General features: G+C 69.7%; 17 protein-coding genes. 12 read left to right on the forward strand and 5 right to left on the reverse strand.

What is annotated here, in order from left to right:
- Positions 1 to 26: 26 nt before the first annotated feature.
- The 5 genes from D7Y21_RS07520 to D7Y21_RS07540 all read left to right on the forward strand — a co-directional run bounded on the left by D7Y21_RS07520 (position 27) and on the right by D7Y21_RS07540 (position 5,194).
- Positions 27 to 641, forward strand: coding sequence for an RNA polymerase sigma factor (locus tag D7Y21_RS07520; protein WP_121712176.1), 615 nt, complete (start codon positions 27 to 29; stop codon positions 639 to 641).
- 65 nt (positions 642 to 706) lie between these two features.
- Positions 707 to 946, forward strand: a complete 240-nt coding sequence (locus D7Y21_RS07525; RefSeq protein WP_014399836.1) for an anti-sigma factor — start codon at positions 707 to 709, stop codon at positions 944 to 946.
- Positions 943 to 2,013, forward strand: a complete 1,071-nt coding sequence (locus tag D7Y21_RS07530) for a radical SAM protein (protein WP_120561291.1) — start codon at positions 943 to 945, stop codon at positions 2,011 to 2,013. The genes D7Y21_RS07525 and D7Y21_RS07530 overlap by 4 nt, the downstream gene beginning before the upstream one ends.
- 279 nt (positions 2,014 to 2,292) lie before the next feature.
- Positions 2,293 to 2,916 carry a DedA family protein gene (locus D7Y21_RS07535; protein ID WP_121712178.1) on the forward strand — a complete coding sequence of 208 codons (624 nt, stop codon included), beginning with the start codon at positions 2,293 to 2,295 and terminating at the stop codon, positions 2,914 to 2,916.
- Between the two features lie 91 nt (positions 2,917 to 3,007).
- A complete protein-coding gene (locus D7Y21_RS07540) occupies positions 3,008 to 5,194 on the forward strand; it encodes a hypothetical protein (RefSeq protein ID WP_121712180.1) in 2,187 nt (728 codons plus the stop codon).
- Here the strand turns inward: D7Y21_RS07540 and D7Y21_RS07545 are convergent.
- On the reverse strand, positions 5,191 to 8,340 hold the full coding sequence (locus D7Y21_RS07545) for an ABC transporter substrate-binding protein (protein ID WP_120561294.1): 3,150 nt from the start codon (positions 8,338 to 8,340) through the stop codon (positions 5,191 to 5,193). The two genes, D7Y21_RS07540 and D7Y21_RS07545, sit on opposite strands and share 4 nt — an antisense overlap.
- Before the next feature lie 65 nt (positions 8,341 to 8,405).
- Here D7Y21_RS07545 and D7Y21_RS07550 point away from each other — a divergent pair, with 65 nt between their 5' ends.
- The gene (locus D7Y21_RS07550; protein WP_121712181.1) at positions 8,406 to 9,455 is read left to right on the forward strand and encodes a lasso peptide biosynthesis protein; all 1,050 of its coding nucleotides are present in this window, start codon (positions 8,406 to 8,408) and stop codon (positions 9,453 to 9,455) included.
- Here the strand turns inward: D7Y21_RS07550 and D7Y21_RS07555 are convergent.
- Positions 9,439 to 10,464, reverse strand: coding sequence for an arginine N-succinyltransferase (locus D7Y21_RS07555; protein ID WP_120561296.1), 1,026 nt, complete (start codon positions 10,462 to 10,464; stop codon positions 9,439 to 9,441). The two genes, D7Y21_RS07550 and D7Y21_RS07555, sit on opposite strands and share 17 nt — an antisense overlap.
- Before the next feature lie 334 nt (positions 10,465 to 10,798).
- Here D7Y21_RS07555 and D7Y21_RS07560 point away from each other — a divergent pair, with 334 nt between their 5' ends.
- From D7Y21_RS07560 to D7Y21_RS07585, 6 genes are all read left to right on the forward strand, one after another.
- Complete coding sequence (locus tag D7Y21_RS07560; RefSeq protein ID WP_121712183.1) at positions 10,799 to 11,845, forward strand: polysaccharide lyase; 1,047 nt, start codon at positions 10,799 to 10,801, stop codon at positions 11,843 to 11,845.
- Between the two features lie 92 nt (positions 11,846 to 11,937).
- A complete protein-coding gene (locus D7Y21_RS07565; RefSeq protein ID WP_121712185.1) occupies positions 11,938 to 12,747 on the forward strand; it encodes a hypothetical protein in 810 nt (269 codons plus the stop codon).
- A complete protein-coding gene (locus D7Y21_RS07570) occupies positions 12,747 to 13,670 on the forward strand; it encodes a type VI immunity family protein (protein WP_120561299.1) in 924 nt (307 codons plus the stop codon). Before D7Y21_RS07565 ends, D7Y21_RS07570 begins: the two co-directional genes overlap by 1 nt.
- Positions 13,671 to 13,698: 28 nt before the next feature.
- Entirely contained in the window at positions 13,699 to 14,985 is a 1,287-nt protein-coding gene (locus tag D7Y21_RS07575; RefSeq protein ID WP_120561300.1) for a TIGR04013 family B12-binding domain/radical SAM domain-containing protein, read from the forward strand.
- A gap of 26 nt (positions 14,986 to 15,011) precedes the next feature.
- Entirely contained in the window at positions 15,012 to 15,356 is a 345-nt protein-coding gene (locus D7Y21_RS07580) for a hypothetical protein (protein ID WP_120561301.1), read from the forward strand.
- An 81-nt stretch (positions 15,357 to 15,437) separates the two neighbouring features.
- The gene (locus D7Y21_RS07585) at positions 15,438 to 15,683 is read left to right on the forward strand and encodes a hypothetical protein (protein WP_120561302.1); all 246 of its coding nucleotides are present in this window, start codon (positions 15,438 to 15,440) and stop codon (positions 15,681 to 15,683) included.
- A gap of 60 nt (positions 15,684 to 15,743) precedes the next feature.
- On the opposite strand, the gene D7Y21_RS07590 is transcribed toward D7Y21_RS07585, so the two are convergent.
- The 3 genes from D7Y21_RS07590 to aceB form a co-directional block, all read right to left on the reverse strand.
- On the reverse strand, positions 15,744 to 16,139 hold the full coding sequence (locus D7Y21_RS07590; RefSeq protein ID WP_147443081.1) for a hypothetical protein: 396 nt from the start codon (positions 16,137 to 16,139) through the stop codon (positions 15,744 to 15,746).
- A gap of 219 nt (positions 16,140 to 16,358) precedes the next feature.
- Entirely contained in the window at positions 16,359 to 17,645 is a 1,287-nt protein-coding gene (gene aceA / locus D7Y21_RS07595) for an isocitrate lyase (RefSeq protein WP_120561304.1), read from the reverse strand.
- A gap of 62 nt (positions 17,646 to 17,707) precedes the next feature.
- Positions 17,708 to 19,330 (reverse strand): malate synthase A, encoded by a 1,623-nt coding sequence (gene aceB, locus D7Y21_RS07600; protein WP_121712187.1) that lies wholly within the window; start codon positions 19,328 to 19,330, stop codon positions 17,708 to 17,710.
- Between the last annotated feature and the right edge of the window lie 113 nt (positions 19,331 to 19,443).

Genomic DNA, 19,443 nt, shown 5'->3' on the forward strand with positions numbered 1-19,443 from the left:
TTTCGACTGGTTGGGTGGGAAACGTCATGTCCCAAGAGGCTCCCCAGGAAGAAGACCGGCGGCTCCTGACGCGGGCCCAGGACGGTGACGTGTCCGCCTTCGAGGCCCTGGTGGGCCTGCACCAGGACCGGGTGTACGGCCTGGCGCTGCGGATGACGCGCTCGGAAGCGGACGCGGCGGAAATCACCCAGGACACCTTCCTGTCCGCCTACCAACACCTGAAGGACTTCCGGGGCGAGGCGGCCTTCGGGTCCTGGGTGCACCGCATCGCGGCCAACCACGCGCTCATGCGCCTGCGTCACCGCCGGGTGGCCCAGGCGGCGGAGGCGGAGCTCCAGACGCCTGAGTTCACGGAGCGGGGCACCCTGGCGGACTACCCCGTCTCGGACTGGAGCCGGGACGCCGAGGAGAAGGCGCTGGACGCGGAGCTGGGGCAGGCCATCCAGCAGGCGGCCGACCGGTTGCCGGAGGGCTACCGGGAAGTCTTCCTCTTGAAAGACGTGGACGGCCTCAGCTACGAACAGATCGCAGAAGTGACGGGGGCTTCCATCCCCGCCATCAAGAGCCGCCTGCACCGGGCACGGCTCGCGCTGCGAGAGGCCATCGACCTGTTCTACAACCGGGACAATCGCGGGGTGTGAAACCCCCAGGGCGCCTCGGCATCTTCGAACAGGAACGAGGGGAGCCGCAGCCAGCCGAGGTTCGGATGTATACCTGCAAAGATTCCATCAACCTCCTGCTCGAGTTCCTCGAGGGTGAAATGCCCGAGGAGGAGGCGCGGCACCTGCAGGAACACCTGTCGGGCTGCAAGCCCTGCGAGGAATTCCTCAGCACCTATCGGGCGACTCCCGGCCTGTGCAAGCGCGCCATGGCGCTGAAGATGCCTCGGGAAGTGTCGGCGAAGCTGACCGAGTTCCTGCGCTCGAAGATCAAGTCCTGCTCGTGAACCTGAAACAACTGTCGCTGCCGGAGCTGGAAGCGGCGCTCGCGCCGGCCCAGCCGTCCGCGACCGCGGTGCGCAAGGTGTTCGCGGGTGTCTTCGCCCACGCCCGTCCCACGGTGGATGCCGTCGCGCTGGCACCCCAGGTGCCGCGCCGGGTCGCGGACCTGCTCCGCGCCCAGGCGGAAATGCCGTCCCTCAAGATTGTCGAGCGGCGGCAGGCGGAAGACGGCTTCGTGAAGTACCTCTTCGAGTCGCCGCTGGGCGGCCGCATCGAAGCGGTGCGCATCCCCATCTTCGAAGAGAAGTACGTCGTCTGTGTGTCCAGCCAGGTGGGTTGTGCGCTGGCGTGCGACTTCTGCATGACGGGCAAGCTGGGCTTCCAGCGCAACCTTCAGACCTGGGAGATTCTGGACCAGGTGATGCAGGTGCGCGCGGAGGCGGACCGGCGCGTGGGCGGCGTGGTGTTCATGGGGATGGGCGAGCCGCTGCTCAACTACAAGGAGACCATCCGCGCGGCGCAGATTTTGTCGCACCCGGCCGGGTTCTCCATCTCCGGCACGGCCATCACGTTCTCCACGGCGGGGCACGTGCCCGCGATTCGCCGCTACACGAAGGAAGGGCACCCGTTCCGTCTGGCGTTCAGCGTGACGAGCGCCATCCCGGAGAAGCGCGCGAAGGTGCTCCCCATCGAGAAGACGCACCCGCTGCCGGAGCTGATCCAGGCCATCCGCGAGTACAGCGAAGCGCGGCGCGAGCGGGCGATGATTGCCTACGTGGCCATCCAGGGCTTCAACCTGGAGCGCGAGGACGCGGAGGCGCTGAAGGCGGCGTTCGAGGGCATCCCCATCAAGGTGGACCTCATCGACGTGACGGATCCGACGGGCAAGTACCTGCCGCCCACGGCGGAGGAGTTGAGCGCGTTCCGGGACCACCTGCAGATTCTGAAGGCGCCCATCGCGCGGCGCTATTCGGGCGGCAAGGAGATTGGCGCGGCGTGCGGCACGCTGGCGGCGAGCCAGTACGGCGGCACGGTGCTGCCGACGCCCGCGGCTTCGCCCCGGCAGGCCTGACGTCCGCTTCTGCCGGCCTGGGCTTGAGTGCCCGGCGGTGGGAGGACTCGCGGCTTCGCGCGGCGTTCGTGATTTCGACGGCAAGAACCGGAGCGCGGAGTGTCCTCACGGCCGATGGAGGGGTCTCGCTCGGCTGACGCCAGGGGTGGGCGGGTCCGGGGCGTCCCGGCCCGCCCGTGTTCACCGCCGCGCGGCTGGTGGAGAACATGGGTTCCGCCGGGCGGGGATGCGACTTAAGTCTCGTGCGGAGGGCTTCCGGGCCTGGAGGGCACCGCGCGGATGTGGATCGAGCATGTCGACAAGCTGATTGGGATGCTGGGGCCGTTTGGGTTCCTGGTGCTCGGCGTGGCGGCGATGCTGGAGTACGTGGTGCCGCCATTCCCCGGGGACACCATCGTGCTCATGGGCGGTGTCTACGCCGTGCGCGGGGTGAAGCCCTGGTGGCTGGTGCTCGCGGTGGTGACGGCGGGCAGCGTGGTGGGGGCGTTCATCAACTACTCGGTGGGCAAGTGGCTGGCGAAGCGCTTCGAGGCGCAGCCGGGGCGCTCCTTCTTCGGGCTCACGCACGCGCGGCTGGAGCAGGTGCAGTCGCGGATGCGGCACGCGGGGCCGTGGCTGCTCTTGGTGAACCGGTTCCTGCCGGGCATCCGGGGCGTCATCTTCATCGCGGCGGGAGCGGCGCGCATGCCGCGCTTCAACGCGCTGGTGCTGGGCGCCATCTCCGCGCTGGCGCACAGCGGGCTCATCCTGGCGCTGGGCATGGCGGTGGGCGGCAACCTGGAGCGGCTGACGGTGCTGGTGTCGCGCTACCAGTACGCGGTCATCGGGCTGCTCGTGGTGGCGGCGCTGGGCTTCGGCGTGCGGGCGCTGACGCGGCGGCGTGAGTCGGCCGTGGAACCGTAGCGGGCCCGGCCGGGCAGGAAAATGTGCGGGGACGACCCGCCAGGGTGGGCGCACGTTGCGCGGGCCCGGGGTGGCGCGGTTGAGTCGGGGCATGTTCCGCGCCCGTGCTCGCTGGTGGCTGCTCCTGTTGCTCGTCCTGGTGGGAGGGTGCCGCTGTGGCGACGGCCCCAACGTGGGCGGTGCGAGCGCCAGCTTCCGGCCGCAGCAAGAGGTGGTGGACTTCGGCCGGGTGCTGGAGGGCACGCAGGTGCGCCGTTCGCTGACGCTGGTGGCCACGGGCCGCGCGGGCGTCACGGTGGACGCGGTGACGGACGCGCCCTTCTTCGTCGTTGTGTCCCAGATTGTCGTGGGAGGCAGCGGCACGGGCACGGTGGACATCTTGTTCTCCGCGGGCAGCACGCCGGTGGAGGGGGAGCTGGTGCTCACCGCGGGGCGCACCACGGCGAAGGTGAAGCTGACCGGCGTGGGCGTGCGCCCGCTGCCGTGCGTGCCGCAGGGCGAGTGCCGTGACTCGCGCTTCGACCTGGAGTCCGGCCTGTGCATCGAGTCCCCGCAGGAGGACGGAGCGTCATGCATCCCCAGCAGCCGCTGTCAGGAGAACGGCCGCTGCCAGGCGGGTGTCTGCGTGGGGCAGCCGCGCACGTGCAATGACGACAACCCGTGCACGGTGGACAGTTGTTCGCCGACGCAGGGCTGCGTGACGGCGAACGTCGCGTGCCCGGTGCCGAGCAACCCCTGCAAGGTGGGCGTGTGCGACCGCAACTCGGGCTGCCAGGAGGTGGACGTAGCGGACTTCAGCCCCTGCGGCGCGGTGAGCTGCAAGGCGGCGCAGGTCTGCTTCAGCGGCACGTGCCAGTCAGTGACGCCGCCGGACGGCTTCGTCTGCGCGCCAGCCACGCCCTGCCAGGACGAGGGCACGTGCAGCGCGGGCGAGTGCATGCGTCCGGACGCAGGAGACCTGGAGTCCGTCTTCAGCGCGGAGCTGGGCGGGATGCCCGTCGCGGAGGACGGCGGGCCGGTGCTGCTGGTGGACGACGAGACGGTCTATGTGTCGGTGTGCGGTGAGGACGCGGGCTGCTGGCTCGCCGCGTACACGGAGAGCGGACTGCTGCGCTACGAGTCGCCCTATGACGACGGAGGCGCGAGGACGCTGCTCGCGGCATCGGACGCGGGTGTGGTGGTGCTCGCGCCGGAAGCGCTGGAGGCATACGCGCCGCGAGGCGTGGGCGAGCTGCGCTGGCGCACGTCACTGGCGTTCGCCGATGCGGCGCTGGATGGAGGGACGCCGGAGGGTGTGCCCGGCACAACGGGAGCGGGCAGGGTGGCGCTCACGAAGGAAGGGGACGTGCTGACGTACGTCACGTGGAGCGACGACGCGGGCACGGAGCCGCTGCGCTCCCGGCTGATGTTGCTGAGCGCGGACGCTGGCGTGCCGCTGGCGATGGGGCCGGAGGAGGACGGCGGCGGAGAGGCGAGGCTCGCGGTGGACGATGCGCGCGGCGCGTACCTCTACACGCCATGGGATGGACGGCTGGCCTTCACGGACTGGGCACCGCCTGAAGTGAGCACGGACGGCGGGACACTCATGGCGTTCGGTGATGCGAGCGTGGACGGAGGCATCGCATCGCTGAGCTTCGAACCACTCGGTGCGGGTGTCCCAGGCGGTGCACCGTCACTGGCGCTCGCGTCGGGACGGTTGCTCGTGGGCACGCAGGCCTTCGTGGACACGGATGGGGGAACCCTCACCGCGCTGGATTGGGACGCGGGCACGCGCATGCTGTCTGCCCTGGCCGAGCCCGTGCTCATGTCCCCCGGAGGCACGACCGGTCATGCGTTCGCGTTCGCGTGCGACCACACGGACGGCACTCCCTGCGCCGGCGCGGAGCTGCGCACGGTGCTGCGCTCCTTCAGCTCCGACGACGGCCATGTCCTCTCGGAGGTGGACGTGCTGCCCTCGCCGTTGCTTCCCGGTGCCTTCCACGAAGCCGCGCTGCTGGAGCGGAACACCGTGGGCGTGCTCGCGGACGCGGAGCTGCCGAACGGTCAGCGCCAGGCGTGGCTCGAATGGATCGCCTTCGGCAACAAGCTCAACCAGTGCTCCCTGCCGGGCCGCGTGGAGGTAGCGGGCGCGGTGTTCGCGGGCGACCTGCTGCACGTGGCCCTGCGCCGCGACGGGGTCTGGTTCCTGGAGTCCTTCCCCCTCGGGGGGCGCACCGAAGCCCGGGGCTGGCCCCAGCGCAACGGCAGCCCCGCCGGAGCGCGCCGGACCGTGCCCTAGCCGCCCGCGGCCGGGTCCACCCAGAGGTCCTCGAAGCGCACCTGCGGTGGCGTCTGGTGCAGCCGCAGGTTCTGTACGGAGGCCACCGCCACCGCGTGCGTGCGGTCGTGGTACAGCGGGATGAGCGGGCAGTCCTCGCGCGCCAGCAGCTCCGCGCGCCGGTACAGCTGCGAGCGCAGCTCCGGGTCGATGGACACGCGCGCCTCCGCCGTGATCCGGTCCAGCTCCGGGTTGCGGTAGCCCATCGGGTACACCGTCTGCGCGCTGGAGTTGAGCAGGAAGTGCAGGAACGCGTCGGGGTCCGGGAAGTCCGCCAGCCACAGCGTGCGGAACGCCGGGACCTTCCCCTCGCGCAGGCGCGCCAGGTACTCCTCCGGGGGCATCTGCTCATGCCGCAGCTCCACGAGCCCCGCCTGGATCAGCGGCCGGAAGAGCACCGCGTCCTCGGCGGACGTGTCGCGGCCCACCGCGTGGTGCAGGGTGAGCTGCAACCGCCGCACGCCCGCTTCGCGCAGGAGCCGCTCCGCCAACGTCAGGTCCGGCACCGGCGTGGGCCCCAGCTCCTGGGCCCCGTCCAGCAGCTCCGGCGGCGTGAAGGTGCGGGCCACGCGTGCGCCCGGATGGAACTGCTCCACCACGCCCGGGATGTCCATGCCCGCGCGCAGCGCCCGCCGCACGCGCACGTCGTTGTACGGCGCCTCGTTCAGGTTGAGGCCCAGGAACGCAGTGGAGGGCGTGGTGCTGGTCACCACCTGATGCGCGTCCAGCCCATGCGCCTGCGTGTGCTCCACGTGCAGGAACGACACGAGGTCCACCTGCCCATCCAACAACTGCCGCACCGCCTGCGGGCGCGTCTCCGCGAGGACGAACTCCAACCGGTCCAGCAGCGGAAGCCCGCCGCGCCAGTAGGTGGCGTTGCGCTCCAGCACCATCCGGTCCGCCTGCATGCCCACGACGCGGAACGGCCCCGTGCCCACCAGCTTCCCCGCCGGGTCCATCTTCGCCACCGCCGTGGCGGTCAGCGCCATGAGCTGGAGGAAGAACGCCTTGGGCTCGCGCAGGCGGATCTCCAGCGTGCCCTCGTCCAGGACCTCGATGCCCGTCACCTCGCGAGCCAGCCCGCTGGCGTACTCGCGCGCGCCCTCCACGTCCTCCAGCAGGCTGCGGTCCGGCGAGCGCAGCGCCGGGTCCATCAGCCGCTCCAGGTGGCGCTTCACGTCCTGCGCGGTGAGCAGGGCGCCGTCGTGGAAGGTGACGCCCCGGCGCAGGTAGAAGCGGTAGCGGCGAGCGGACGGATCCGCGTCCCATCGCTCGGCCAGGTCGGGCACCAGCATGCCGTCCTCCAGCCGTACGAGGCAGGAGAAGAGGCACGCCGTCAGCTCCGTCATCTGGTTCTCCACGGCGAACAGCGGATCCACCGTCTGCCGCGCGCGCAGCGAACCCGACTGATGCAGGCCCACCCTCAGCGTGCCGCCCACGCGGGCCCGCGGCAGTTGGAAGCGGAACACCTCCGCCTCCAGGCTCGCCGTCTCGTGGCCCAGTTGATCCACCGTGCGGTCCAACCCGTCGCCAATGCGGATGACCCGGCGCGCGTCCTCGCGCACCTGCGCGACCTCTTCCCGAATGGACGCGTCGCCCCGGGTGAGCACCTGGTGCGCGGCCCTCAGCTCCTCGATGGCCGCGCTCAGGCGCATCACCGCTTCGGACAGGTCGCGGCCGGTGCGCGCCTGGGCCTCGGCCTTCTGGCCCGCGCTCTGGCCCACGCGCGACATCTCCTGAATCTGGCGCACCAGGTCCCGCGCGTTGCCGGACTGCTCGATGGCCATGCGCGTGATGTCCTCCACGCGCCGGGCCACGCGCTTGCTGGCCTCCACGACGGTGGCGCCCTGCGCCTCCAGCCGCTGCGTCTCCATCACCGTGGCCTCCACGGCGGCGAAGGTGCGCTGGGTGATGGAGCGGATCTCGCTCAGGGCCTCGGAGGCGCGGTCGCCCAGGGCCACGCCCGCGGTGGCCTGCTCGCGGCCCTCCTGCACCAGCGCCACGGCGGTCTCCACCGCGTCGCGGATGCCGGTGACCATGGTGCCAATCTCGCGCGTGGAGCGCGTGGTGCGCTCGGCGAGGCTGCGGATTTCATTGGCCACCACGCCGAAGGGGCGGCCGTGCTCGCCCGCCTGCGCGGCGATGATGGCGGCGTTGAGGGCCAGGAGGTTCGTCTGGTCGGCGATCTCCTGGATGACGTCCACGATGCGGCCAATCTCCAGCGACCGCGTGCCGAGCATCTCCATCAGCTCGGCCGCCTTGCGCACCGTCTCCTCCACCCGGTACATGCCCTGCACGCTGTCGCCCACCAGCGCCTCGCCGCGCTGGGCGGTGGCGGTGACGGCGATGGCCATGCTGTTGGTCTCCGTGGCGCGGCGGCGCACGGCGTCGATGCCGCCCTCCACCAACGCGACGAAGTCCTCTGCCTCCGAAGCGAAGCGGCCCAACTCGTCGCCGGACGCGGCGATGTGGGTCAGCCTCTCCGTCATCGCCTGGGTGAGGCCGCTGGTGCGCTGGCTGAAGTCGTTGACGGTCTCCAGGCCGTCCACCACCTGGTGCAGCCGCTCGGTCATCTCCAGCAGGGCGCCCGTCGTCTCGTGCGCGAAGGTTTCAATGTGCTGCACGCGCTTGATGGCCACCTGGAGGCTGGTGCCGTTGCCGCCCACGGCGGTGAGCGTGCGCTCCACGGCGCCGCCCTGACGGCGCGCGGCCTCCAGCAGCATGCGGGCCTGCTCGCTCACGCCGTTGCCGGTGCGGTGCAGGTTGCTCGTCACGCGCTGCACCTGGGACATGGCCCGGCGCAGGGACAGGATGAGGCGGCGCAGGTCCTCCTGTCCCTCGAAGCCGGTGTGGATGGGCGTGGTGAGGTCGCCTTCGGCCAGCCGGGACATCAGGTCGCGCCGCTCGCGCCGCCGCATGGCCGCGAAGCGGAACCACGACAGGTAGCTGCCGATGAGCCAGAGGAACGGCACGCCGAGCAGCAGCACCGCCCAGCCCGCCGTGTCATCCGGCTTGCCCGTCACCCAATACAGCACGAAGCCCAGGATGAGTGCGGAGACCAGGGCTGCCACCAGCCCGAACGAGAAGAGGTATCGTTTGGCGCCCATGGACGGGGTGGACGCTAACCCGCCTTCTCGCGCCGGTCCTGATTTCGACGCATGCTTCATGGGACATGAAGGCCCTGCTCGCCATCGCCATGCTGGCGCTCCCCGTAAACCCCGCCAGCACGGGCGCCAAGGCCGCCAGGGCCGGAAGTTCGGCCCGGTTCGTGTTCGCGTGGCGTGGCGTGCCGGTGGGCACGGTGGGGCTGTCCCTGGACGCGGGGCGGTTCACGTACACCAGCCGGCACCTGCACGTGCGCGACGGCCACGCGGGCGAGCGCGTGCGGGAGGTGACCCTGCGGGTGGACGCGGCAGGGCGCGTGACGGGCGCGGACGCGGTGCCCCAGGGGCTGTGGCTGTGGCGGGGCCCACCCCCCGAGGGCTGCGTGAAGGGCCGCGAGGAGCTGTCCGGCCAGGAGGGCCCCCACTGCGTTACGGCGAGGGGCCCGACGAGCGCGGAGGGCACGATGCTGGGCGCACGCTTCCGCGCCCGCTACGACGAAAAGGGACAACTCCAGGCGCTGGAGGTGGGCGACTCCCGCTTCACCCTGGCGGCTCCCGGAGAGCGGCTGCGTGCACCGCCGGAGCTCTTCGCGGAAGGGGTGCCCGTGGAGGGCGGCACGGAGGGCGCGCTGAGGCTCGTTCCCGGAGGGCCGTCACGGGCTGCCTCGGCCACGGTCCCCACCCGGCTGCCGGAGATGACGGAGTGGACGCCCGCGGAGGCGCGGGCCCTGTCCGCGAAGGTGCACGCGGCCTTCCCGGACAAGGGGCCCTCCGCGGCGGACTGGCGCGCGGGAGGGGAGGGTGAAGCCGGAGGCTGCCTGGCGCACGCCCTGCGCTACGCGTCCCTGGCTCGCGCGCGCGGCCAGCGGGTGGGGTTGGTGCACGGGCTGTTGGTGGTGGATGGCGGCCCCGCCCGGCCGCACGCCTGGGTGCGGGTGGCGCTGCGGGGTGGCGGGACGTTGGATTTGGATCCCACGTCCCTGGACCCCGTGCGCCCGGACACGCACCTGGCGCTGGCGTTGGTGCCGCCGGAAGGCCCCGCGCTGGAGGCCGGGGCGCGCTGGCTGTCGCTCCTGCGCGGAGACTTCCGCGTGGTGCGCGCTACTCGAACGGAATGACAGACAGCTTCGCGCCGGGCTTCACTTCCAGAATCTCCTTGGCGCGAGCGGGCAGGTGGATGACGGTGTTGTCCAGCCGGGCCTGGCAGCGCACGGAGCGGAAGCGGTTGCGGCCGGATTCGCGCTCGGCGGCGACCAGCACGTCGTCTCCCACCAATTCGAAGTCCTCTTCCGCCAGCTTCATCGTGCGGTAGCGGCGCACCAGGGAGATGTCCTCCGTATTCGCTTCGAAGTGCGGTCCGCCGTCGAACGGGTCGATGCGCTCCACGTACCGGAAGCCCACCCGCTCCAGCATCCGCTGCACGCCGCGCGTGGCCGGGCCCACTTCGCCCAGCACCTTCTGCACGCGGTCCGGGAACAGCGACGCGTAGATGTCCGACGCGGGGAACAGCTCCTTGATGAACTCCTTGTTCTGGCGGCTCAGCCGGTCGGCCTCCAGGTAGGTGAGCCCGGTGAACTTCTTGCCGCAGGCTTCCCACAGCAGGCTGCGCCCGTCGGGGAGCAGCGGCGGCAGCAGCTCCGCCAGCACGCGCGGCCGGAACAGCCGCCGGTGCATGGAGATGAAGAGGAAGCGCACGAAGGACAGCTGCTTGCCGGGCTTGTCCGGCGTCGCGCGGTAGGGCGGGTCCACCACCAGGCCGCCAATCTCCGTGGGGCCCTCGTAGTTGTACGCGATGGACAGCACCTTGTGCCGCAGGTGCCGCTCCAGCGAGGCGGAGTAGTGCTCGCGCTCGCTCACCTCATAGTAGATGTGCGGCGCGTCGTACGTGCCGTGCTGGGCGATGATCATCGACGTGCCGATGATGAGGTTGTTGCGCACGTCCTCCAGTACGAAGAGGTACTCGCGCTCGAACGGGTCCTTCACCTTGCCGGCGAAGCTCTTCACCGACTTGTCGATGATGGCCTCGAGCGTCTCTTCGTTGTTCGGCAGGTTGACCGTGTTCAGCACCGCGGCAAGACGCTTCAGGCCGGGCAAATCGGTTTTCTGGACGTCTCGCAGTACGAGCATGGGGCACACGGATGAGCGCCCCGGGAAGGGAGCGCCGGAAGGGCCCGTGACCTTACACCACGCCCCCGTCCCGTCAGCCCCCTGGATGCTCCCCTGTCAATGACGCGTTGCGTTCAGGACATCGCTCCGCCGTCCGCTCGGTGGGTGCGGGCGGCCCGGCCCCGACGTGAAACATGTCTCAATCCAGGTGGGGGCCTGCCTGGTTGCATGCTGTGTTGTCAGGCGTCTTGGAATGGTTTGGCGGGGGAATGAAGTGAGGGAATGGTTTGGGGTAGTGTCTGTCAAAGCTTTGCCGTCAAAGCATCGGCACTTCCCCCTCCCCAAGGATTCAGCATTGAAAGCACTGCACCTCTGGCTCGTGGCGTGTCTGCTCCCGAGCCTCGCTGCGGCGGAAATCGTCTGGCGGGGCGATTTCGAGACGGGAAACCGTTCCCAATACAGCAAGGAACAGATGGTGAGCTCGGACCGGCTCCAGGTGGTGACGAGTCCGGTGTCGGAAGGAAAGTACGCCCTCAAGGCCACGGTGAAGCAGGGCGATGATCCCATCAACTCCAGCGGCAACCGCAACGAGCTCGTCTATCTGAGCAACGAGAAGGTGGGTTCGGAGTACTGGTACCGCTGGAAGGTGATGTTCGCGAACGACTTCCCCAGCGTGGACGCGTGGCAGCTCTTCACGCAGTGGCACCACGACGGGTGCTGCGGGTCGCCGCCGATTGAGTTCTTCGTGAAGGGCGAGCTCATCCGCCTGACGCTGAACGACAGCGGCACGGTGTGGAGCACGGCGCTCAAGCGTGGCGCGTGGCAAGAGTTCATCTTCCACGTGAAGTGGTCCCCGGACGCGTCCGTGGGCTACGTGGAGCTGTGGCACAACGGCGTCCAGGTGCTGAAGAAGACCCAGGCCAAGACGATGTTCTCTGGCCAGAACAACTACCTGAAGCTGGGCCTGTACCGGGCGGACACCATCAAGCCGGTGGGCGTCGTCTACCACGACGGCATGATGCAGGCGACGAAGCGCGAGGACGTGTTCCCGGTGGTGCAGCCCGACCCGGACCCCGTGGTGGACGCGGGCACGCCGGTGGACGCGGGCACGACCGTGGACGCGGGCTCGCCGCAGGACCCGGACCCGGTGTTCGACGCGGGCAGTCCGGTGGATCCGGACCCCGTGGTGGACGCAGGCTCGCCGCAGGATCCGGCTCCCGTGGTGGACGCGGGCACGACCGTGGACGCGGGCACGAACACGGGCGTGAAGCCGGCTCCGCTGGATGAGGGTGAAGGCGACGCGAACTTCCAGGGCGGCTGCTCCGCGAGCGGTGGGTCGCTGGCCGCGTTCTCGCTGCTGGGCCTGCTGGGCCTGATGCGGGCGCGCCGTCGCCGGAACTGAAGCGCGGGTCGATGAAGGTCCCTCCCGCTCCGGTGCGTCCGGGGCGGGAGGTGGGTTGAAGGAGTCCGCGCTTCCATGCGAGGAGGCGCGGAATGACTCCTCCCCGATGGATGTGGTGGCTGTGCTGCCTCCTGCTGTGGACCGCGTGCGCGGGCCCGGCGGTGCGCAGGCCCCGGAGCTACTCCCAGCTCGCGATGGACTCCGCGACCGCGGGGTGCCTGCGCAATCCGGCGTGTGCGTCGCAGGTGGGGCAGGACGCCATCCTGCCGTGGCTGACCCGCGCGGCGGCCCGGGCAGGTCAGGCCGCGGCGGTGATGCGCCTGTGGGAAGCGGCGGAGGTGGCCCGCGTGGAGCGCGTGCTGGTGGAGTGCGCGAAGCGGGCGAACTTCGACGTGAACGAACGGATGTTGGGGCCCGGGCGGTGGGCGACTCGAGAGATTTGCGAGGAGCGGGTTGTGGACGCGAACGGCCGAGAGACGACGCGGGCCGTGCAGTTGGGGAACGCGAAGCACGAGGCGGCACTGGCGTGCGTGCAGGAGGCACTGGGCGCCACGGATGCGGGACGGTTCAGCCTGGAGCCGCGCTACCTTCGTGATGCGAAGACGGGCCGGACGCGTTGGTTGGATCCGGAGGAGGTGGCGCGCTGGCTGGCCGCAGGACAGTTCTTCCTACTGACGGGGACCATCGCGCCGGATGTGGTGCTGCACGCCTTGGGGAACCCGCTTCAAATTCAGCGGGTCTATGACTTCAAGTTCCCGTGCCCGGTGGATAGCCCCGCCGCCTGGTCTCCATACCCGCCAGGAAGCCCTTACGCGGGTCGGTGGCAGGATGAGGTGTACAGGGATCTTCTGGGGAATGACCTGATGCTGAAGACAGTGTCTCCCAACTACGGAGTCAGGTGATGGTCACGCGAGTCCCGAGAGTCCGTGAGACCCTCGATATCGAGGGCAATAACGTGGTCCTGCTTCGAGAGGGTCTCAGCATTGCGTACTACGTGCGGGCTCCTCACGAGGAGATCGCTTCGGCGGTCTGGCGTGCCTTCGAGCGTTATCGAAAGGCCATCGAGCCACGCCAGTTCGACGCGTACCTGGATATCTACACGGGGGATAGGCCACGGCTTGATGCGAAGGGAGAAGTGGTTCTTCGGTCCCGGATGGTTGAGTCTGTTTTCGGCGCAGCCGAGGTGCACGAGCTGTATCACTCCGCGACCGGCATCTGCTTCAAGTACGAAGGCCGTGGCACCACGGCGCCCAACTTCCACGACACGTACCCTGAGAACACCTGTTGCCTGGAGTTCCGGCTGCCCACCGAGTTCTTGGACGAACGCGGGCCGGAGTGGATCCGCGCACTGGCCATCGACCTGGGGAGCGAACTGCCGTGGAACTCGGGGCACGCGGGACTGTCGCTCGAAGCCCATGCCTGGACCCAGGCGATCACGCCGCGCCTCCATGAAGTGACCCGGCGTCACCCGGGCTTCGATCTGGTGCACCGGCTGAACAGACTCGCCCTGTATCTGGGCACGAAGCTCCGTCCCCCCGCGTGGCTCAACTTCCTGGGACCACCGGTCCTGAACGAACTGGGCGGCGCGGAAGCACTTCGCTCCCGGTTGCACTCACCTTCAACCCAGGTCGAATCCCTGTCCCCGGACCGCGCAGTGGTGTCCCTGGGCCCGGTTCCCGAAGCCGGGGACCTGGAGGCCGGTGACACGCTGCCCGCGTACCGCGAGCTGGCTCGCGTGTTGGAACCGTGGCTCTACGCGCACCGGGGGGAATGGGGCTTCTTCACCGAAGCCGAGGTCCGCCAGTGGGAGCGCCGCTTCCTCTGACCGCGCTGTGGCATCATCCGCGGTCGTCATGTCGCAGACGCCTCGCAAGGTCTCGCTCGTCCTGAGCTACCAGTACCCCGGCAAGTACGCCTTCACCGTGCTCGCCGGCGCCGTGGAGGCGGACCCCGCGCTCGCGGATGTGTCACTGCACTTCCCTCGCAACCGCGAGGACCTGCTGACCACCGTGCGCGAACGCTCGGACGCGGGCGACACCGTCGTCGCCGCGTGGTCCTTCTACTCCGCCAGCTTCGGTCCCTCCGTGGAGGAGCTGACCTGGGTGCGCGAACGGCTGGAGGGCCGCGGCGTCCTCTGCATCGCGGGCGGCGTGCACGCCACCGCCGAAACACTCCAGACGCTCCAGGCCGGCTTCGACCTCGTCGCCGTGGGCGAGGGCGAACACACCCTGCGCGCCCTGCTGGCCCGCGTCCTCAAGGGCGAGGACCCGCGCACCACGCACGGCACCGCGCACCTGAAGGACGGCAAGCTCGTGCAGCACGGCCACGGCGAGGGCGTGCGCCTGGACGACTTCCCCCCGTTCGCCGCGAAGCACGTGAAGTTCGGCGCCATCGAGATCACCCGCGGCTGCATCTACGCCTGCCGCTTCTGCCAGACGCCCTTCATGTCCAAGGCGCGCTTCCGGCACCGCACCGTGGCCAACATCGCCCACTGGGCCCGCGAACTGCGCCGCGCGGGACGGCGCGACCTGCGCTTCATCACCCCCACGTCCCTGTCCTACGGCACCCCCGACGAGACCGTGAACCTGGCCGCCGTGGAGGAACTGCTCGCCGCCGTGACGGAGGCCATGGCCCCGGACGGGCGCATCTACTACGGCACCTTCCCCTCGGAGGTGCGCCCGGAGCACGTCACGCCGGAGTCCCTGGCCCTGCTCAAGCGCTATGTGGCCAACGACAACCTCATCATCGGAGGCCAGTCCGGCTCCGAGCGCATCCTCCAGGCCACCCGGCGTGGCCACGACGTGGAGACCGTGGTGCGCGCCGCTCGGCTCGCGGTGGAGGGCGGCTTCGTGCCCAACGTGGACTTCATCCTGGGCCTGCCCGGCGAGGAGCCCGCGGACGTGGACGCCACGCTGGACCTCATGCAGCGGCTGTCCGACCTGGGCGCCCGCGTGCACGGCCACACCTTCATGCCGCTGCCCGGCACGCCCTACCGCGACGCGGCCCCCGGCCGCCTGGACGAACGCACCCGCCAGCGCCTGGACTTCCTCGCGTCCCAGGGCCGCCTGTATGGCCACTGGAGGGCGCAGGGTGTGCTCGCGGAAGCCATCGCCGCTCGCAGACAGCCGCGCGCCCGCTAGCCGCGGGCGTTACACTGCGCTCCGCGATGGCTGAACAGACGCCCTACTGGCTCCTCATCTCCGTGCTCTTCAGCTCCCAGCCCCTTACCCCGGCGCTGGCCATGACGCTGCACGAGGCCGCCTTCGAGCTGTACACGCGCGGCGAGGGCTCGCGGGAGGTGGCCGGCGATCTGCTCTCCGGCCGCGTGAACAACCTGCGCAAGGACGTGTCCCTGGGCGGCATCGCCGGGCCCGCCTTCGAGGCCGAAATCGAGACCGAGCGCGGCTCCGGCGTCGTCCGCTTCGTCCTCACCCGCCAGGGCCTGGAGATGATGAAGGCCCAGGCACCGGCGGCCCCCACGGCTCCGGCGAGGCCGAAGTACCTCAACTGAGGAAGCGTCCCCCGGGCCGCCCGGCCGCTCCCGGTACGGCACTCCGTCACCACCTTGAGGGCTCAAGGGAGGAATGACGGCATGGACCCCAAGGACGAATACCTCAAGAAGAGCGCCGGCATCCCGCTGGACCCCAGCAAGCAGAAGGACCCGGAAGAGCACGGTGACCGGGTGCCCGCCGAAGGGCGCGCCGAGGAGCTCAACGACATCACCGGGCAGAACGGCGGACAGCGCACCGACGTGGACAAGCCCTGGAAGGACACGCGGCACCGGCACGACGGCATCCGCGACCAGTACAGCGACGACAGCGACAAGAAAAAGCCCTGAGGTCTCCCCCAGGGCTCGCGTGAAGCCGATGCTGTGAAGGACGGCCCTGGGGCGCGGGGACTACTCGCGGTCCAGGGTCAGCTTCATTCCGCCCATGTGCAGGATGGACTGGGACATGGACACCGCGGACATGGTGGCCAGGTCCTCGATGGCCTGCATCTCCTCGCTCTTGGGCTCCGCGCCCGTCTGCGAGGCCGCGGCCTGCTGCTGGGTCTGATTCGCCTGCATGGGGGTGGCGCCCGCGGTGTAGGCGTTCACCAGCCCGCCGTGCGGCGTGGCCCCCATCTGCGCCAGCGCCGACGCCACCACCGACCCGCCCGTCACCTGCGCGCCCATCTTCGGCTGCGAGGCCGCGCCCGACATCAGCGAGCCGAAGCGGCTGCCCGACACGGAGGAGGCGTTGTTCGTCGTGGCCGGCTGCACCCGAGGACCGGAGAGAGACGTGATGCGATTCATGGCGGCTCCCGTCAAAAGGCCCCGGTCTGCGCGGCACACGCGGAGGCGTGCCTGTGGGGCTTCAAGTTCGTTCTCTCCATTATCGCCCCAGCCCTGGGTAAGTTGCCTCTTTCGCCGCGCGAACGGCGAAGGCCGCGAAATCCCAGGGAATTTCCCCTGGGACGCCGCGGCCTTCCGTGCCTTTTCAGGGCGTCCGAGCCCCGGGATGATCCGCCGGGCCTAGAACTGGTGGGCCTCGGTGGACTCGTGCAGGGCCAGGGTGCTGGCGCTGCCGCCGGAGATGACCTCGGCGACCTGGTCGAAGTAGCCGGTGCCCACCTCGCGCTGGTGGCGCGTGGCGGTGTAGCCGTGCTTCTCCGCGCCGAACTCCGACTGCTGCATCTCGCTGTAGGCCGCCATGCCGCGGTCCTTGTACTGACGGGCCAGCTCGTACATGGAGAAGTTCAGCGCGTGGAAGCCCGCCAGGGTGACGAACTGGAACTTGTAGCCCATGGCGCCCAGCTCACGCTGGAACTTCGCGATGGTGCTGTCGTCCAGGTTCTTCTTCCAGTTGAAGGACGGCGAGCAGTTGTACGCGAGCATCTTGTTGGGGAACTGCTTGCGGATGCCCTCGGCGAAGGCCTTGGCCTGCGCCAGGTCCGGGGTGCTGGTCTCGCACCACACCAGGTCCGCGTACGGCGCGTAGGCCAGGCCGCGCGCGATGGCGCACTCCAGGCCGCCCTTGATGCGGTAGAAGCCCTCGCCCGTGCGGCCCGCCGCCTTGTCGATGAAGGCGTGGTCGTACTCGTCCGCGTCGCTCATGAGCAGCTTGGCGCTGTCCGCGTCCGTGCGGGCCACGAGCAGCGTGGGCACGCCCATCACGTCCGCCGCCAGGCGCGCCGCGGTCAGCGTGCGCACGAAGTGGCTGGTGGGCACCAGCACCTTGCCGCCCATGTGGCCGCACTTCTTCTCGCTGGCCAGCTGGTCCTCGAAGTGCACGCCCGCGGCGCCCGCTTCGATCATCCCCTTCATCAGCTCATAGGCGTTGAGCGGACCGCCGAAGCCGGCCTCCGCGTCCGCGATGATGGGCGCGAACCAGTAGCGGTCCTTGCGGCCTTCCGCGTGGTCGATCTGGTCCGCGCGGCGCAGGGCGTTGTTGATCTTCTTCACCACGGAGGGGACGGAGTCCGCCGGGTAGAGGCTCTGGTCCGGGTACATCTGGCCGGCGTTGTTCGCGTCCGCGGCGACCTGCCAGCCGGACAGGTAGATGGCCTTGAGGCCCGCGCGCACCATCTGCACGGCCTGGTTGCCGGTGAGGGCGCCCAGCGCGTTGATGTACTCGTCCGTGTGGAGCAGCTCCCAGAGGCGGCGGGCGCCCAGCTCCGCCAGCGTGTAGCTCACGCGGATGGAGCCGCGCAGCTTCTCCACGTCCTTGTCGGAGTAGTTGCGCTTGATTCCCTCGAAGCGCTGCGCATGGAGCTTCGCGTGAGGGGAGGCATCGGAAGTGGTCGGCGTCGCGTCGTACATGCCAGGACTCCTCGGACTGCGGTGAAGGGTTGAAAGACTTCGGTGCTGCGTCTGGAAAAGCGTCAGGACCGCGCGTCGAGGGCCTCGTAGGCCGGCAGCGTGAGGAAGTCCTCGAAGGCGGGCGCGGTGGACAGCTGCTCGAAGAGGGCGCGGGACTTCTCCATGTGCGCTTGGCCGTAGCGCTCGACGGCGCCCTCGCGGCCCATTTGCGCCATCTCCTCCGCGAGCAGCTTGCGGAACAGCTCCGGCGTCACCTTTCGGCCGTCCTCCAGCGTGGCCTCGTGGTTGATCCACTGCCACACCTGGGCGCGGGAGATTTCGGCCGTGGCCGCGTCCTCCATCAGGTTGTAGAGCGGCACGCAGCCCAGGCCGCCCAGCCACGCGGCGGTGTACTGGATGCCCACGCGGATGTTGTGGCGCAGGCCCTCCTCCGTGCGTGTGCCGGAGGGCACCTTGAGCAGGTCCGCTTCGGTGATGCGCACGTCCTCGCGCTTGTTGGCCACCTGGTTCGCGCCCTGCATCTGCGCGTCGAAGATCTCCTTGGCCAGGGGGACCAGGCCGGGGTGCGCCACCCAGGTGCCGTCGTGGCCGTTCTTCGCCTCCCGCTGCTTGTCCGCGCGGACCTTGGCCATCACCGCGTCGTTGGCGGCCGTGTCCCCCTTGATGGGGATGAAGGCGGCCATGCCGCCCATGGCGTGCGCGCCGCGGCGGTGACAGGTCTGGATGAGCAGCTGCGAGTAGGCGTTGAGGAAGCCCTTGTCCATGGTCACCTGCCCGCGGTCGGGCAGCACCACGGACGCGTCCGACTGGAGCGTCTTGATGAAGCTGAAGATGTAGTCCCAGCGGCCGCAGTTGAGGCCGGCCGAGTGCTCGCGCAGCTCGTAGAGGATTTCGTCCATCTCGAACGCGGCGGGCAGCGTCTCGATGAGGACCGTGGCCTTGATGCTGCCGCCCGGGATGCCCAGCTCGCTCTGGGCCAGGTGGAACACGTCGTTCCACAGCCGGGCCTCCAGGTGGCTCTGCATCTTGGGCAGGTAGAAGTAGGGGCCCGTGCCGCGCTTCAGCTGTTCGCGCGCGTTGTGGAAGAAGAACAGGCCGAAGTCGAAGAGCGAGCCGGAGATGGGCTTGCCGTCGATGCGCACGTGGCGCTCCGGCAGGTGCCAGCCGCGCGGGCGCACGAAGAGCACGGCGTGCTTCTCATTCAGCGCGTAGTGCTTCCCGTTCTCCGCCGTGAAGGAGATGGACTTGCGCACGGCGTCGCGCAGGTTCAGCTGGCCGCGCACCACGTTGTCCCAGGTGGGGCTGTTGGCGTCCTCGAAGTCCGCCATGAAGACGCTGGCGCCGGAGTTGAGCGCGTTGATGATCATCTTGCGGTCCACCGGACCGGTGATCTCCACGCGCCGGTCCTGCAGGTCCGCGGGCACCGGAGACACGGTCCAGTCACCCTTCCGGATGTCCGCCGTCTCCGGGAGGAAGTGGGGGCGCTCACCCTTGCGCCAGCCCTGCGCCACCTTCTTGCGCCGCTCCAGCAGTGCTTCCCGCCGTTCACCGAAGGTGCGGACCAGCTTCGCCACGAAGGCCATGGCCTCCTGCGTCAGCACCTCCGCGTAATCCGGGTGCCAGTCGCCCTCCACGGTCACGCCGGGGCCGAAAGCCGGGGGGGTCTGGGAGGTGCGCGCGTCCATGTCGGCTCCTGACGAGATGCGTTGTAAAAGCGGTCCAACGGGCTGAAAGATGTCCCTGCCGTCTAGGTAAGGGAAGTCTTGGTGAATTAGAAGCTGCTTGCCTGTAAGGCTGT

This window comes from Corallococcus sp. AB045 (assembly GCF_003668895.1).
Lineage (GTDB): Bacteria > Myxococcota > Myxococcia > Myxococcales > Myxococcaceae > Corallococcus > Corallococcus coralloides.

Coding starts and splice junctions, on each gene's coding strand:
- D7Y21_RS07520 (WP_121712176.1), top strand. CDS start 27: ATGTCCCAAGAGGCTCCCCAGGAAGAAGACCGGCGGCTCCTGACGCGG.
- D7Y21_RS07525 (WP_014399836.1), top strand. CDS start 707: ATGTATACCTGCAAAGATTCCATCAACCTCCTGCTCGAGTTCCTCGAG.
- D7Y21_RS07535 (WP_121712178.1), top strand. CDS start 2,293: ATGTGGATCGAGCATGTCGACAAGCTGATTGGGATGCTGGGGCCGTTT.
- D7Y21_RS07540 (WP_121712180.1), top strand. CDS start 3,008: ATGTTCCGCGCCCGTGCTCGCTGGTGGCTGCTCCTGTTGCTCGTCCTG.
- D7Y21_RS07545 (WP_120561294.1), bottom strand. CDS start 8,340: ATGGGCGCCAAACGATACCTCTTCTCGTTCGGGCTGGTGGCAGCCCTG.
- D7Y21_RS07550 (WP_121712181.1), top strand. CDS start 8,406: ATGAAGGCCCTGCTCGCCATCGCCATGCTGGCGCTCCCCGTAAACCCC.
- D7Y21_RS07555 (WP_120561296.1), bottom strand. CDS start 10,464: ATGCTCGTACTGCGAGACGTCCAGAAAACCGATTTGCCCGGCCTGAAG.
- D7Y21_RS07565 (WP_121712185.1), top strand. CDS start 11,938: ATGACTCCTCCCCGATGGATGTGGTGGCTGTGCTGCCTCCTGCTGTGG.
- D7Y21_RS07570 (WP_120561299.1), top strand. CDS start 12,747: ATGGTCACGCGAGTCCCGAGAGTCCGTGAGACCCTCGATATCGAGGGC.
- D7Y21_RS07575 (WP_120561300.1), top strand. CDS start 13,699: ATGTCGCAGACGCCTCGCAAGGTCTCGCTCGTCCTGAGCTACCAGTAC.
- D7Y21_RS07580 (WP_120561301.1), top strand. CDS start 15,012: ATGGCTGAACAGACGCCCTACTGGCTCCTCATCTCCGTGCTCTTCAGC.
- D7Y21_RS07585 (WP_120561302.1), top strand. CDS start 15,438: ATGGACCCCAAGGACGAATACCTCAAGAAGAGCGCCGGCATCCCGCTG.
- D7Y21_RS07590 (WP_147443081.1), bottom strand. CDS start 16,139: ATGAATCGCATCACGTCTCTCTCCGGTCCTCGGGTGCAGCCGGCCACG.
- aceA (WP_120561304.1), bottom strand. CDS start 17,645: ATGTACGACGCGACGCCGACCACTTCCGATGCCTCCCCTCACGCGAAG.
- aceB (WP_121712187.1), bottom strand. CDS start 19,330: ATGGACGCGCGCACCTCCCAGACCCCCCCGGCTTTCGGCCCCGGCGTG.